The sequence below is a fragment of the Actinokineospora baliensis genome, assembly GCF_016907695.1.
GTDB lineage: Bacteria > Actinomycetota > Actinomycetes > Mycobacteriales > Pseudonocardiaceae > Actinokineospora > Actinokineospora baliensis.
On record NZ_JAFBCK010000001.1, the window covers coordinates 5761874 to 5775985 of the forward strand.

15 protein-coding genes are annotated in these 14112 nt (G+C 69.8%); 12 read left to right on the forward strand and 3 right to left on the reverse strand.

Translation table 11 applies throughout. The features are described from left to right. Positions 1-21 precede the first annotated feature (21 nt). Together JOD54_RS25650 and JOD54_RS25655 are read left to right on the forward strand one after the other, a co-directional pair. A complete protein-coding gene (locus JOD54_RS25650; protein WP_204453955.1) occupies positions 22-648 on the forward strand; it encodes a DUF998 domain-containing protein in 627 nt (208 codons plus the stop codon). Between the two features lie 24 nt (positions 649-672). Continuing rightward, the gene (locus JOD54_RS25655) at positions 673-1023 is read left to right on the forward strand and encodes a DUF1801 domain-containing protein (RefSeq protein WP_204453957.1); all 351 of its coding nucleotides are present in this window, start codon (positions 673-675) and stop codon (positions 1021-1023) included. Between the two features lie 54 nt (positions 1024-1077). On the opposite strand, the gene JOD54_RS25660 is transcribed toward JOD54_RS25655, so the two are convergent. Further along, positions 1078-1707, reverse strand: a complete 630-nt coding sequence (locus tag JOD54_RS25660; RefSeq protein ID WP_204453959.1) for a hypothetical protein — start codon at positions 1705-1707, stop codon at positions 1078-1080. Between the two features lie 230 nt (positions 1708-1937). On the opposite strand from JOD54_RS25660, the gene JOD54_RS25665 reads away from it, so the two are divergent. Then, on the forward strand, positions 1938-2630 hold the full coding sequence (locus JOD54_RS25665; protein WP_204453961.1) for a hypothetical protein: 693 nt from the start codon (positions 1938-1940) through the stop codon (positions 2628-2630). A gap of 52 nt (positions 2631-2682) precedes the next feature. Here the strand turns inward: JOD54_RS25665 and JOD54_RS25670 are convergent, their stop codons facing one another. Beyond that, positions 2683-3375 (reverse strand): type 1 glutamine amidotransferase domain-containing protein, encoded by a 693-nt coding sequence (locus JOD54_RS25670; protein WP_204453962.1) that lies wholly within the window; start codon positions 3373-3375, stop codon positions 2683-2685. Positions 3376-3489: 114 nt separating this feature from the next. Here JOD54_RS25670 and JOD54_RS25675 point away from each other — a divergent pair, with 114 nt between their 5' ends. From JOD54_RS25675 to JOD54_RS25700, 6 genes are all read left to right on the forward strand, one after another. Beyond that, positions 3490-4071, forward strand: coding sequence for a TetR/AcrR family transcriptional regulator (locus JOD54_RS25675; protein WP_204453963.1), 582 nt, complete (start codon positions 3490-3492; stop codon positions 4069-4071). A gap of 90 nt (positions 4072-4161) precedes the next feature. Continuing rightward, on the forward strand, positions 4162-5106 hold the full coding sequence (locus JOD54_RS25680) for an NAD-dependent epimerase/dehydratase family protein (RefSeq protein ID WP_204453964.1): 945 nt from the start codon (positions 4162-4164) through the stop codon (positions 5104-5106). A gap of 31 nt (positions 5107-5137) precedes the next feature. After that, complete coding sequence (locus JOD54_RS25685) at positions 5138-5701, forward strand: TetR/AcrR family transcriptional regulator (protein WP_204453965.1); 564 nt, start codon at positions 5138-5140, stop codon at positions 5699-5701. A 69-nt stretch (positions 5702-5770) separates the two neighbouring features. Continuing rightward, complete coding sequence (locus JOD54_RS25690) at positions 5771-6391, forward strand: VOC family protein (protein WP_204453967.1); 621 nt, start codon at positions 5771-5773, stop codon at positions 6389-6391. 220 nt (positions 6392-6611) lie between these two features. Continuing rightward, positions 6612-7574 (forward strand): GNAT family N-acetyltransferase, encoded by a 963-nt coding sequence (locus JOD54_RS25695; protein WP_204453969.1) that lies wholly within the window; start codon positions 6612-6614, stop codon positions 7572-7574. Positions 7575-7831: 257 nt separating this feature from the next. Beyond that, positions 7832-8872 carry a hypothetical protein gene (locus tag JOD54_RS25700; protein WP_204453971.1) on the forward strand — a complete coding sequence of 347 codons (1041 nt, stop codon included), beginning with the start codon at positions 7832-7834 and terminating at the stop codon, positions 8870-8872. A gap of 82 nt (positions 8873-8954) precedes the next feature. Here JOD54_RS25700 and JOD54_RS25705 read toward each other — a convergent pair whose 3' ends face one another. Beyond that, positions 8955-9821: a LysR substrate-binding domain-containing protein gene (locus JOD54_RS25705; protein WP_204453973.1), complete on the reverse strand. Its 867-nt coding sequence runs from the start codon at positions 9819-9821 to the stop codon at positions 8955-8957. A 320-nt stretch (positions 9822-10141) separates the two neighbouring features. On the opposite strand from JOD54_RS25705, the gene JOD54_RS25710 reads away from it, so the two are divergent. From JOD54_RS25710 to JOD54_RS25720, 3 genes are read left to right on the forward strand one after another with little or no spacing between them, the layout of a single operon-like run. Next, on the forward strand, positions 10142-11512 hold the full coding sequence (locus JOD54_RS25710; protein ID WP_204453975.1) for an LLM class flavin-dependent oxidoreductase: 1371 nt from the start codon (positions 10142-10144) through the stop codon (positions 11510-11512). A gap of 41 nt (positions 11513-11553) precedes the next feature. After that, entirely contained in the window at positions 11554-13092 is a 1539-nt protein-coding gene (locus JOD54_RS25715) for an ABC transporter substrate-binding protein (protein WP_204453977.1), read from the forward strand. Next, positions 13082-14110 (forward strand): ABC transporter permease, encoded by a 1029-nt coding sequence (locus JOD54_RS25720; protein ID WP_204453978.1) that lies wholly within the window; start codon positions 13082-13084, stop codon positions 14108-14110. Before JOD54_RS25715 ends, JOD54_RS25720 begins: the two co-directional genes overlap by 11 nt. Positions 14111-14112 lie beyond the last annotated feature (2 nt).

Consider the following 14112-nt stretch of genomic DNA (forward strand, 5'->3'; position numbering starts at 1 on the left):
ACATCGTCGAAAGGGCACACCATGACCGCCATCCAGGCTCCCGCGTTCCGCACGACCACCCGTGGACTGCTCACCTGCGGTGCCATCGCCGCGCCGTTGTGGGCGGTTGTCTCGCTGGCGCAGGCCGCGACTCGTGAGGGGTTCGACCTGATGAGGCATCCGCTGAGCATGTTGTCCACCGGTGACCTCGGCTGGCTGCAGATCCTGAACTTCGTGGCCGCAGGGGTCTTGACGGTGCTCGGCGCGAACGGGTTGGCCAGGGTGTTGCCCAGTGTGTGGGCGCCGCGGCTGGTCCGGGTGAACGGGGTCGGGATGATCGCGGCCGGGGTGTTCGTGATGAGCCCGGGCAGCGGCTTCCCGGTCGGGGCGCCTGCCGGGCCGGGTGAGATGACGTGGCACGACCTCGGGCACATGGTCGCCGGGTCGGTCGCGTTCATCTCGCTCATCGCGGCCTGCTACGTCCTCGCCCGGTCGTTCGCCAGGGCGGGCCGTCGTGGTCGAGCCGTGGTGTCGGTGGTCGCGGGCACTGCTCTGCTCGTGGGGGACCTGTGGGCGATGGCCGGGGGCGCGGCCGGCAGTCTCACCCTTGCCGTCGGCGCGATCACCGCCATGGCTTGGGTTTCCGCCGTCGCCGCCCAGCAGCGCTGACCACACTCGAAGGGACACCTGATCATGACCACCGTGGCCGAGTACAACGCCACCCTCTCGGCAGAGCACCAGGAGATCGCCGGGGCGCTCGCGGAGTTGATCGAGACCGTCGTGCCGGGGACCGGAGCCGTGTGGCACGGGCACCCGGTGTGGAGCCTGGGCGCGGCACCGGGCAAGCAGCCGGTCTGCCTGGTCAAGGCCTACACCAAGTACGTCACCTTCGGCCTCTGGCGCGGCCAGGAGGTCACCGACCCGTCCGGTCGGCTCGTCGCCGGGGCGCAGGGGATGGCGTCGGTGAAGATCGCGGCGGTCGACGAGATCGACGAGGCCCAGTTCGCGGACTGGCTGCGCCAGGTCAAAGAATTGCAAAGCTGAAAGCGCGGTGGTTCGGCAAGCCCATTTCCAGGGCTTGCCGAACCACCATTCACGCTAAAGACAGGGCGGCTGGTAGCCGTTCACCTGAAGACCTTCGAACTTCAGCTTGTTGGGCGTCTTGCCGACGAAGACGAACCCGCGGGCCTCGCTCAGCGCCGAGGCGAACGTGTGCGACGGCTTCCCCAACTCCGGCAGCCACGTCCACTTGTCCGGCGTGAACGGGAAGAACTTCCGCACCACCTTCCCCCGCGTCGAGGGCACCAGCGTCAGCCACTTGTCGCCGCCGCTCCACTGGGAAGCGGGCCGCAACTGCAGGTACAGGTCGTCGGTGGCGCTGTAGGTCAACCAGAACCCGGACGACCTGGTCAGGTCCACCTGGGCCTCGAACTTGTTGCCCAGCCAGACCACGAACACGTGCCACTCGGCGTTGCGGAACTCGATCCTGGCGACGTGCTCCCGCCCCTCCCGCACGAGCAGGCTCCCCGTGGCGGGCACCGTCGTCCCCTCCCCCGAGGCCAACCACTGCTGATACCGGTCAATGGAAGGCGTCGAGCACTCACACCCCCGCCCACCCACGCCCGCTTGGGCCACCCCGGGTGCCCCCACGAGGGAAAGCACCAACAACACCACGAGCGTTCCGCCAAATGCGGACCTCAGGCGATTCAATAGCGTACCTTTGCGCATTCTGCGGAAGGTAGCACAATCCGAGAACCGGAAGATCTCCCCATTATCGACATTCTTGCCCGTCAACAGTCTCCACCGCGCCAACGATCCCGGCTGGCGAATGTCCAGAATAGCCATTTCTGAATAGATTCACTCGTGGCCGGGATCACCGTGACACTCCGCGCCCGGGCGTAATCTTTCCGTTTCACCGCGCGAAGATCGTGGCAACCGCCCACACATCTGGAGTGGACATGGTCGATCCCGACCCCTCCCCGTCCGGCACGGGCCGCGCGGCGGAGGCGCACGAGGCCACGATCAAGAGCTGGCGGATCAGCCGGTGGATGATCGGCGTCGCCGTCTTCGCCGCGGTCTGCACCGCCATCGGCCTGATCATCGCCTTCTACCCCGACCACCAAGCACAAGGCGTCGCCCAGGGCGACAGCGCCGTCAACAGCGGCGGGACCGGCAACAACCCCAGCCAGTGCGGCGTCGTCGGGGCCCACGCCTCCTGCCAGATCCTCCAACAGGCCAAAGCCCAAGGCGACACGGCCACCACCGACGACACGGCCATCAGAGCCCAACTCCGCGCCCGCCCCGAAGCCACCCACCCCCCGACCACCCCCGGCCCCTGGCCCTACGCCGTCCTCGACACCGGCGCCCTCGGTCTGTTCGCCCGCACCACCGCCACCGCCGAAGCCACCCGGGTCGGCAACGCCGGGAACCTCGACATCATCTGGGCCGACTGCCTCGCCACCACCGACTTCACCCCCCAAGGCCTGCGCGAGCACCTCGACGTCGGCCCCCAATGGATCAAAGCCCGCTGGAAACACCTCGACCAGGGCACCACCCGAGGACTCTCCGAACCGACCCAACCCACCACCGCCTACTTCTACCTCGGCTACCTCGAACCCCTCGGCCACAACGGCGACATCCCCGCCTGCTGAACCACGGCGGCGAGCCGGTCGTCGAGGGCCGACCGGCCCGCCTGGGGGGTGGTCAGGAGAGGTTGTCGACCAGGGCCTTGGCGATCACGGGGGCGCTGGCGGGGTTCTGGCCGGTGATCAACGGGCCGTCCTGCTCGACGTTGGGCAGCCAGTTGCTGGCCGACCGGGTGAAGGTCGCGCCACGGAGGCGGAGTTCGTCCTCCAGCGAGAAGAGCAGGTGCCGGGAGAGGTCCAGTTCGTCATCCTCGGCGTTGGCGAAGCCGGTGACCGTGCGGCCCTGGACGTACGGGCGGCCGTCGGGGGTCTTGACGTCGCGCAGGATGCCGGGGGCGTGGCAGACCATGGCGACCGCCTTGTCCGCGGCCAGGGCGCGCTCGACCATCCGGATGACCCGGGAGTTCGAGGCCAGGTCCCACAGCAGGCCGTAGCCGCCGGGGAAGAAGAGGGCGTCGAAGTCGTCGTGGTCGAGGTCGGCCAGGACGTTGGTCTCCCGGATGGCGCGCAGACCGGCCTCGTCCTCGAGGAACCGGTCGGTGTTGGTCGTGGTGAACGGCGACCGCAGGCTCAGGTGGTCGATGGGGGCCTCGCCGCCGCGCGGGGAGGCGAAGACGACCTGGAAACCGGCCTCGGTGAACACGTAGTACGGGGTGGCGACCTCCTCGAACCAGGTGCCGGTCTTCTTGCCGCTGACCCCGAGGTCGGCGTGCGAGGACATCGTGATGAGGACGCGCTTGGGGCGGGGCATGCTGCACTCCTTGGTTGCTCTACCTACTAGTAGATAGGCTGGCCGTTCCGCCACGACGCGTCAAAGGACTGAGAGCACGGTCACGCCTACCTATCGACAGGTAGGCTCCGGGGCATGGACCGTCCCGACACCCGAGGCGCCCTGCTGGACCACGCGACGCGGCTGGTCCGGTCCCGGGGGTACTCCGCGTTCAGCTACGCCGACCTCGCGACCGCGGTCGGCATCCGCAAACCCAGCGTCCACCACCACTTCCCCACCAAGGAAGAACTCGGCGTCGCCCTCGTGGCCCGCTACACCGAGCGGTTCCTCGCCCGGCTCGCCGAGATCGACCGGCTCGACACCGGGCCGGTCGACGCGCTCGAGCGGTACGCGGCGCTGCACCGGGAGGGTCTGGTCGACGGCGAGGCGTGCCTGTGCGGGGTGATCGCGGCCGAGACCGGCGCCGTGCCCGCGGCCGTCGCCGAGGGTGTCGCGGAGTTCTTCCGCGTCAACCAGGCGTGGTTGACCGACCGGATCGAGCGCGGCCAGCGGTCCGGCGAACTCCGCCCATCGCTCGACGCGGGCGACAGCGCGGCGACACTGCTTGCCGCCCTCGAAGGGGCCGCCCTGGTGGCCCGTTCGCACAACGACGTCGCCGCCTTCGACCGGGTCGCCACCACCTCGATCGCCGTCCTCAAGGGCTACACCCCCGCGTAGTCATCCCGGCCGGTTCCCATCGGGGTTGACACCGGCAAAGTGTGAGTGGTTAATTACTCCTGTCACCGCACCTCGCTGGAAGGACAGGCCATGACCACGCAGAAGACGCACGTCGTGTTCGGCACCGGGCCCGCCGGGCTGACCCTGATCGACGAACTGCTGGCACGGGGACACCGGGTTCGGGCGGTCAACCGCAGCGGGGCCGCGGCGGTCACGCCGGGGACCGAGGTCGTCGCGGCGGACGCGACCGATGTCGACGCCATGCGCGCGGTGTGCGCCGACGCCGAGGTCATCTACCACTGCGCGCACGCGCCGTACGAGCTCTGGGATGAGCTGCTCCCCAAGCTGCAGGAGGGTTTCCTCGCCGGGGCGGAGAGCAGCGGCGCGCGGCTCGTCGTCACTGACACGCTCTACATGTACGGCCCGACAGGGGGTTTGCCGATGGCGGAGGAAACGCCCCAACGACCCACTGCCCACAAGGGACAGTTGCGTGCCCGGATCGCCGACCGCTACCTGCAAGCGCACGCGGACGGGAAGATCCAGGTGACCATCGGCCGCTCGGCGGACTTCTACGGACCGCGGGTGATCAACTCGGCGCTCGGTGGCGCGGTGTTCTTCCCCGCGCTGCAAGGACAACCGGTCTACGCGCTCGGCGACGTCGACCTGCCGCACGCCTACAGCTACATCGGTGACGTGGCGGTCGCGCTGGCCACGCTCGGGGAGCGGCCGGAGGCGCTCGGCCGGGTCTGGCACGTTCCCACCACGTCCGACCACACGACCCGCGAGGTGCACGAGCTCATCGGCAAGGAGCTCGGCCGCGAGCTCACCCGCACCGTCCTGGCCACGCCGGTCGAGCAGGCGTGGGGGCCGTTCGACGAGACGATCATGCGGGAGTACGCGGAGCTGTTCTACCAGTACCTCGAGCCCCAGGTGCTCGACTGCCGGGCCATCGAGGCCGCGTTCGGTCTGCGGCCGACGCCGATCGGGACGGCGCTGGGGACCACGGTCGACTGGTACCGGGGGCTCGTCGCTTGACATGACCTGGGGTGAGTGAATGATTAGTCACATGGCACGGACAACGGGTAGGCAGCTCTCCACGGCGGGCGAGCGGCGCGAGGTGGTGCTGCGGACCGCCATCGGGACGTTCGCCGCCCGGGGGTACTACGGCACGACGACCGCGGAGGTCGCCAAAGCCGCGGGGATCTCGCAGGCCTACGTGTACCGGCTGTTCCCGGACAAGGAAGCCCTGTTCGTGGCCGTGATCGAGTACTGCTCGCTGCGCATGCGAGAGGCGTTCGCGGACGCCGCGGCCAAGGCGACGAGCAGCGAACCGGCGGCGGTACTAGAGGCGCTCGGCGAGGCCTACGCGCGACTGATCGTCGACCGTGACCTGCTGCTGGTCCTCATGCAAGCCACCTGCGCGGCCAGCGAGCCCGCCATCCGCGACGCGATCCGCGCCTCTTACGCCCGCGAGGTCGAGTACGTGCGGGCGGTGTCCGGCGCGTCCGACGAGGCCATCCAGGACTTCGTCGCCAAGGGGTTCCTGTGCAACACGCTCACCGCGATCCGGGCCGACGAGGTCGACGCGCCGTGGGCCCGGATCCTGATGACCGGCATCCGGCACTACTGACCGGCACGCCCCGAGACCGGTCACGAATGGAGAAGCGCTGGTCAGCGGCCCGGATCTAGCGTTGTCGGCATGACCTCACTGGACAGCATCACCCTCGAGGTGGCCGACACCGCAGCCGCCGAGCGCTTTTACACCGAGGCTTTCGGCCTCGGTGACCGCCTGCGGCTGCGGGCCTCGCAGGAGCCGACCACCGGCTTCCGCGGGTTCACCCTCTCGCTGATCGTGGCCCAACCCGCCGACGTCCACGCGCTGGTCGACTCCGCCGTCGCGGCCGGGGCGACCGTGCTCAAGCCCGCCGCCAAGTCCCTGTGGGGCTACGGCGGGGTCGTCCAAGTGCCGGACGGCACAATCTGGAAGGTCACCACCTCGGCGAAGAAGGACACCGGACCGGCTACCGGTCGGGTGGAGAGCATCGTCCTGCTGCTGGGCGTCGCGGACATCATCGCGAGCAAGCGGTTCTACCTGGACCAGGACCTCGCGGTGGCGAAGAGCTTCGCCCGGGTGTACGTCGAGTTCGACACCGGGGAGAGCCCGGTCAAGTTGGCGCTGTACCGGCGCAAGGCGCTCGCCAAGGACGCGGGCGTCACCCACGACGGCACTGGCTCGCACCGGATCACCCTCGGCGGCGGCACCTTCACCGACCGGGACGGCTTCGCGTGGGAAACCTCGGCGATGACTGCGCGGTCCTGATGTGCCTTTCCCCCAACCCCGGCATCGCCGCTGCCATCGCCCGCGAGGACACCCCGCCTAATCCGGTTGCGGGGCGGGGGGCGTGCCCGGTAGACCTGGCACCCCAACCTACGAGGAAGGAGGGCGCAGCCATGTACACCGTCACCGCGCTCGTGCCCCTCCGGGACGGCCAGTCGAGCTGAACCGGAGCGGCAGGGCGCACTCCCCGTGGAGATCCGCCTTGACTTCGCACCACCCTGATCTGATCCTGCGCCCGATCACCGGGCCCGACGAACTCGACCTGTTCACCACCTTCCCCTACGCCCTCAACGACGAGATCCGCAACGACCTGGCAGCGCGGCGGCGGCGGCCGGAGTGGTTGTGGGTGGCCCTGCGCGGTGGTCGCGTGGTGGCCAGGGCGGGCTGGTGGTCGCGCCCCGGTGACCAGCACCCGCTGCTGATGGACTTCTTCGACGTCGAGGACGACGAGGACGGCCTGCGGTTGCTGGCAACCGCGCTCCCCACCGTCGTCCCGCCAGGTGCCACGCCACCCGAGTACAGCCGCAGACTCCCCGCGAGTTGGCGCGACTACCCACTCACCCGGCAGGCAGTCGAGGCCAGGACCGCTGTCCTGGAACGCGCGGGCGCCGCCCTCTTCGTCGAACGCCTACGCCTTGAATGGCGCCCCGGCACACCCATCGCCCCGTCCAGCGGCCGCCTCGCGTTCCGACCGGTCGGTCACCCGGACGAGCTGATCGACCTCATGACCCTGGTCATGGACGGCACCCTCGACGCCCACAGCCGTGAGGACCTCACCCGCATGACCGCCCGCGAAGCCGCGCAGGAGCAGTACGAGGACGAACTGCTCCGCTACCCCAGCCCCCACGAGTGGTGGCGAATCGCCACCCTCCCCACGGGCGACCCGGTCGGCTTCGTCATCCCAGCCCACAACGGCTACAACCCGATCATCGCCTACATCGGCGTAGCCCCGGCCCACCGCGGCCACGGCTACATCCACGACCTGCTCACCACGGGCACCCGCCTACTCGCCGCCCAGAACGTCCCCCGCATCCGAGCCTCCACCGACCTCGGCAACACCCCCATGGCCGCCTCCTTCGCCAAAGCGGGCTATGTCACCTTCGAACACCAACTAGACATGAGATGGCCAACGTCCACTCAGGACAAAACCGCCGAGGCGGGCTAGCGACCACCGCCGAATGGCAGGGCCGATCTCCCCTGCCATTCGGCGTTCGTCCACTGCTGGACACGACCAGCGTGGTGTTCCATCCGGCGCATCACGTCCGGTTGGATCATCCGACCGCACGGCGGGGGTGAGCGGGCGGGATAGGTCCGAACGGGTTCTGCCAGCTGTATGGCTGCACGACCGGGCGAGGACGATCGCACTCGTGCCCACCCGGAAGCCTCTGTCGTCCGGGAAAGTATCCGGGCAGGTTCACAGCCATGCTCGGACATGATCAACGCCCGCGCGTGCCGCCGTCCGCGCAGCCTGTCCGGACGCGCTCCGCCGGTCCGGTGAGCGGTCCCCCGCACCTGATCGCATTACAACGGCAGGCGGGCAATCAAGCTGTCAGTGGGCTGGTCGGGTCCGTACAGCGGCAACCGCAACAACTGGCTATGGCCGGAGGCGCCACCATCATGGGGTTCCTCGGTGCGGCAGAAGGCGGTGGACTGCTCGCCACGATCGCGATCGGCAGCACGGTCACGGTCGGGATCGCGGTGGTCGCCGTCGTCGCGGTGGGTGCGCTCGCCTACTACGTGTACGTGAACGCCTCGGACGCGAGTGCGACCGATCTCGCCCCCGTCTCGCCGCCGCCGACGGTGACCGTGCCGACGCATACGCCGATCGGTGATGTGGTTGGCGCGTTCCCCGCGGTGCTGGCATCGAACGTGCAAGCGCCCGCGACGCCCCGCGCCCGTGAGGCAGGCAGGGATGACACACGCCGACGCGACTGCCAGGCTCCCGATGTCGGCAACCTCAGGATGTTGGTGCACGACCTGATGCTCGCCAACCTTCCGGAGAACGCACGGCGCTTCTTCGCGCACCGCCCTCCGGCGGCACTGCCGAAGGTGAACAGCCAGCGCTTCGGGTTCTTCAAAGCGGTCATCCAACAGACGAAGAACGCGGTGATGACGCTGACCGACTGCGAGGGCGCCGTGTACGGCTTCGCCACGGGGAACAAGCACATCGACGATGTGCCGCATGCGGAGCAGGAAGCTCTCGCGGTCCTGGAGGCCGAGGCCTTGGCGCTGCCCGCCGCGGCCAGGGACGGCGCGGGCTTGGTGGTCGTGTGCCAGAGCGCGCCGTGTCAGGCCATCTGCGAACCGATGCTCCGCGGTTGGGTGGCGACGCATCTGGTTGGGGGGCAACTGATCGAGGAGTCGGCGCCGTGGCCGCGCGACCTGTTCTGGATCTGCCGGGGCGTCTACAACTCGGCGTGGGAACAGGCGAGGGGGATGTCGATGCCACTGCGCTACCGCTGAGGCGCCGGTTCGTGGCTGTGCCGCGACACCACCAGCCGGGTCCTGCGTCTGCGCAGAGCGCGGCCCGTCAGTACGACAGGGTTCAGGCGCCTCGGGCCAGTTGGGGTGGGGGTTGGAGGAGTTGGCGGGTGGAGGCTATGGCGTGGGTGGTGACTTCTTGGGGTAGGCCGTGGCGGTGCCAGAGGTAGAGCGGGAGGGGAGCTAGAGGGGGTAGGTCGGTGCGGGGGGTGAGGCCTTCGGGGGTGCTGCCCAGGGTGGCCAGGACCGCCACGCCCAGGCCCGCGGTGGTGGCGGCGTGGACGCCTGCCAGTTGGGTGGCTTCGGCGCCTATCTCGGCGGGGATGTCGTGGGCGGCGAGGGTGTCGAGGGCGCTGGTGCGCAGCGCGCAGGGGCTGTCGAAGGCGACCAGGGGGACTCGGCCGGTGGGACGGGTCCAGGTGGGGGCTGAGTACCAGGTGAGTTCCAGCTCACCGACCGGGGTGGCGCGGGGGTCGTCCGTCGCGCCGAGCAGGAGAGCCAGGTCCAGGCGGCCCGCGGCGAGGGCTTCGCGAAGGGCGGTACCGCGGTCGAGGCGGAAGCGGACCCGGTGGTCGGGCAGGCACGCCTCGAGCGCGGCGGTCAGCGGCGGCAGCAGTTGCGCGGCGGCGTGTTCGGTCGAGCCGATCGCCACTGTGGCCTCGGTCTCGACGCCGAAACCGCGGAGGGATTCGTCGTGCAGGGCGAGAATCTGGCGGGCGTAGCCGAGCAGGTGGTTGCCGTCTGCGGTGAGGCGGGAGCGCCTGCCGACCCGCTCCACCAAGCGCCTGCCGGTGGCGGCCTCCAGCCTGCGCACGTGCTGGCTGACCGCGGCCTGGCTCAGGTGCAGGTGCGTGGCGGCGCGCTGGAAGCCGCCGCGGTCGGCCACCGCGACCAGGCTGCGCAGCGGGACGATGTCCATGACGTTCGCCATGCTCTGGAAGCTACCCGAGCACCTATCACCGATCGCGATGTATCCGCATCATGAAACATCGTTGGACACCCTTGCGCGCAGCGGTCATGCTCGGAGCCATGAACCAGCCGACCGCCGCGATGAGCCCCCTGCTCACCTGCCGCCGTTGGCTGGACAACGCCCGTTGTGGCACCGCGATCTGTTCGCCCACCCGCTAGATCGCCCCATCTCCCGCGGCCGCAGCCCGCCCCGCCGCCCTGATCAGGGCCGCGCCCCCCGCTCCGCCACGCCCCCGACCCGTGGGCGTGCGGTCACGCCTGCCCACACGAGAACGGATCACCATGTCCCGTCGCACCCTGAAACTGGGCGCCGTACTCCTCGGGGTCGGCGGCCCCGGCCAGCACAACACCTGGCTCAACCCCGAGATCCCCGCCGACGCCAGTGTGGACATCGACTGGTACATCGCCCGCGCCAAGGAGGCCGAGGCGGCCAAGTTCGACCTGGTGTTCATCGTGGACAGCCAGTTCATCACCGAGAACTCCCCGCACCACTACCTCAGCCGCCTTGAACCGCTGACCCTGCTGTCCGCGCTCGCCGTCCACACGCGACACATCGGTCTGGTGGGAACGGCCACCACCTCCTACAACGAGCCGTTCAACCTGGCGCGCCGCCTCTACTCCCTCGACCACATCAGCCGCGGCCGCGCGGGCTGGAACGTGGTGACCAGTGGCGACGCGGGCACCGCCGGTAACTACAGCCGCGACGAGCACTACGACTACGCCACCCGCTACGGCCGCGCGCACGAGCACGTGCGGGTCGCCCAGGGCCTGTGGGACTCCTACGAGGCCGACGCCTTCCCCCGCGACCGGGAGTCGAACACCTTTTTCGACCCGAGCAAGCAGCACGCGCTCAACCACAAGGGCGAGCACTTCTCCGTCGTCGGTCCGCTGAACCTGGAGCGCTCACCGCAGGGCCAGCCGGTCATCTTCCAGGCTGGCGACTCCGAGGAGGGCCGCGACCTGGGTGCCGCCATCGCCGAGGTGATCTTCACGCACGCGCCGACCCTGGAGAAGGCGCAGGCGTTCCGCACGGAGCTGCGCGAGCGCGCCGCGGCGAAGGGCCGCGACCCCGAGCACGTGCTGATCCTGCCCGGCATCGGCCTGATCATCGCCGACACCGACGAGGAGGCCAGGGCCAAGGAGGACGCCCGCCTCGGCGCCAAGAGCTTCGACCGAGCCCTCAAGGAACTCGGCCGCCCCTTCGGCTGGCACGACTTCACCCAGTACGACCTCGACGCCCCGTTCCCCGATGTCGCCCACCTCGGTGAGCGCAGCTTCCGCACGCAGGCCGAGGGCATCACGAAGCTGGCGAAGGACAACGCTTTCACGCTGCGCCAGGTCGTCGAGCACCTCAGCGCGGCGGGCCGCTCACCGTTCGTCGGCTCGCCGGAGACCGTCGCCGACACGATCCAGCTCTGGTTCGAGCAGGGCGGCCTCGACGGGCTCAACGTGATGGTCAACGCGCCCAGCGAGTTCGCCCTGTTCACCGAGAAGGTGCTGCCCATCCTGCGCGAGCGCGGCGTGGTCCGCAGCGAGTACGAGTCGACCACCCTGCGCGGCAACCTCGGGCTGCCGATCCCGGCCAACCGCCACACCGCCGCCCGCGAGCACGCGGTCCAGGCCGACGAACCCACCCCCGCCCTCGTCCCGTGATCCCCACACCCAGCCCTGACTCCCGAAGAGAAAGACAGGACATGTCCGTGCGCACCACCGCCCGCCGTTTGCGCGGCGCCACCCTCGCTCTCGCCATCGCGGCGACCTTGGCGTCCACCCTCACCGCGTGCGGCAGCGGCGGCGCGTCCGCGGCCGCGTCCGGTCCGACGACGCTCAAGTGGGCCTCGTCGTACTTCCCGACGCACTGGGATCCCGTGGTCAGCGGCAGCGGCGCCCAGTTCAGATTGTTGTCCCTGGTCTACGCGTCGCTGACGAGAACGGACGAGACCGGCAAGGCGGTGCCCGACCTCGCCGAGAAGTGGGAGTACAACACCGCGGGCGACCAGGTCACCTTCCACCTGCGCGCGGGCCTGAAGTTCAGCGACGGCGAGCCGGTCGACGGCGCCGCGATCAAGGCGGCCATCGAGCGGGCCAAGACGCAGAAGAACTCGGCGCTCTTCGGCGATCTCACCTCCATCAAGGAGGTCACCGCCAGCGGCCAGGACGTCGTGGTGACGCTGACCCAGGTCGACCACCAGATCCCGCAGCTGCTCGGCCAGCGGGTGCTGCAGGTGGCCAGCCCGAAGGCGGCCCAGGACCCGGCGAAGCTCGACCAGACCCCGGTCGGCGCGGGCCCGTTCGTGGTCACGCAACTGGTGCCGGGCACCAAGGTGGTGCTGAAGAAGAACCCGGACTACTGGGACGCGGCCAACATCCACATCGACACCGTGGAGCTGGTCTCCGCCCCGGACGCCTCGACGGTGGTCTCCGGGCTGCAGACCGGCGTCTACAACTTCGCCGACCTGGCCCCCGCGCAGGCGGACGCGGCCAAGAAAGCCGGGCTCGACGTGTTCGTGCAGCCGGGCTTCAACGCGGCCAACATCAGCCTCAACGTCAACAAGCCGCCGTTCAACAACCCCAAGGTCGTCGACGCGGTGCGGCACGCGGTCAACCGCAAGGAGTTCGTCGACAAGCTGACCTTCGGCCTCGGCGAGGCGACCGACCAGCCGTTCCCGGAGAAGTACATCGCCTACGACCCCACCTCGAAGAACCGCTGGCCCTACGACCAGGAGAAGGCCAAGCAGCTGCTGGCCGAGGCCGGGTTCAAGCCGGGTGACATCAAGCTCGACCTGGTGATCCCGGACGCCACGCCCGCGGCGGAGATCATCCAGTCGCAGCTGGCCGCGGTCGGCATCACCCTCACCATCAAGGTCGACAAGAACTGGTCGAAGCCGTTCTTCGCCAAGGAGCTCACGGTGTCGGTCTACGGCACCACCGGCCGCGATTCCGCCGTGCAGACGCTGACCGCGCACTTCGGCCCCAACGGCCCGCTGAACCTCAGCACGCCCTACGAGCCCGAGGGCTTCGAGGCCGCCGTCGCGAAGGTGCGGCAGACACCGCTGGACTCGCCGGAGTACCCCGAGGCGCTGCGGGCCGCGACCCGCGCGGGCTTGGAGAGCCGGGCGCTGGTGTTCACCTACTCGGCGCCCAACCTGCTCGCCAAGAGCAAGTCGATCTCGGCGCTACCCGCCAACCCGGCGCACATCGACTGGACGGGCGTGCGGATCAATGGCCGCTGACCTGGCATTACCGGCCCCTGGTCGCGCGGCGGTCCGCGCGGCCAGGGCCCGCCGGGGCACCGTGCGGGTGCTGGGCGTCCTCGGCCGGTCCGTCGCGATCTTCATCCCGGTGTTCTTCGTGGCGACCTTCGTGACCTTCGCGCTGCGCGCCCTCAGCGGGCTCTCGCCTGCGCGGATCCAGCTCGGCGAGAGCGCCACCCCCGAGGCGATCCACAACATCGAGAGCCAGTGGGGCCTGGACCGGCCGTTCCTGGTGCAGTACTGGGACTGGTTCAGCGGCGTGCTGCACGGGCAGTTGGGCACGAGTTGGGTCAACGGCGCCGACATCTCCACCCTGATCGGTCTCGGCCTCGGGGTCAGCCTGTCGGTGGCGGTCCTGGCCCTGGTGCTGGGCACCCTGATCGGGTTCGGGCTCGGGACGCTCGCGGCGCTGCGGCCGGGCACGCTGCTCGACCGGGCGATCACCGGGTTCGTCACGGTGATCTCGGTGATGCCCGCGTTCGTCGTCGGCATCGTGCTGGTGGAGATCTTCGCGGTCGGGCTGGACCTGCTGCCCTCCGGCGGGTACGTGCCGCTGGCGGAGGGCGGGGTCGGCCCCTGGCTGGCGCACGTGATCCTGCCCGCGCTGGCGCTGAGCTTCGACGTGGTCGCCGACGTCGCCAGGCAGTTGCGCACCGGGCTGGTCTCGGCCTACCGGGAGAACTACGTGGTCGGGGCGCTGGTGCGCGGCCTGAGCCCGCGCCGGATCTTCTTCCGGCACGTGCTGCGCAACGGCACCGGCCCGGCGCTGGCCACGCTCGGCATCAAGTTCCCGTCGCTGGTCGGCGCCGCCGTGGTCACCGAGTGGGTCTTCGGGCTGCAGGGCTTCGGCCGCTTCGCCAACGACTCGGCCCAGGCGGGCGACGTGCCCGCCGTGCAGGGGGTGCTCGTGGTGTCGGTCGCCATGGTCGTGACCTTCAACCTGCTCATCAACATCGTGCTCGGCCGGGTCACCCCGGCCTCGCAGCGGGGGGTGTGAGG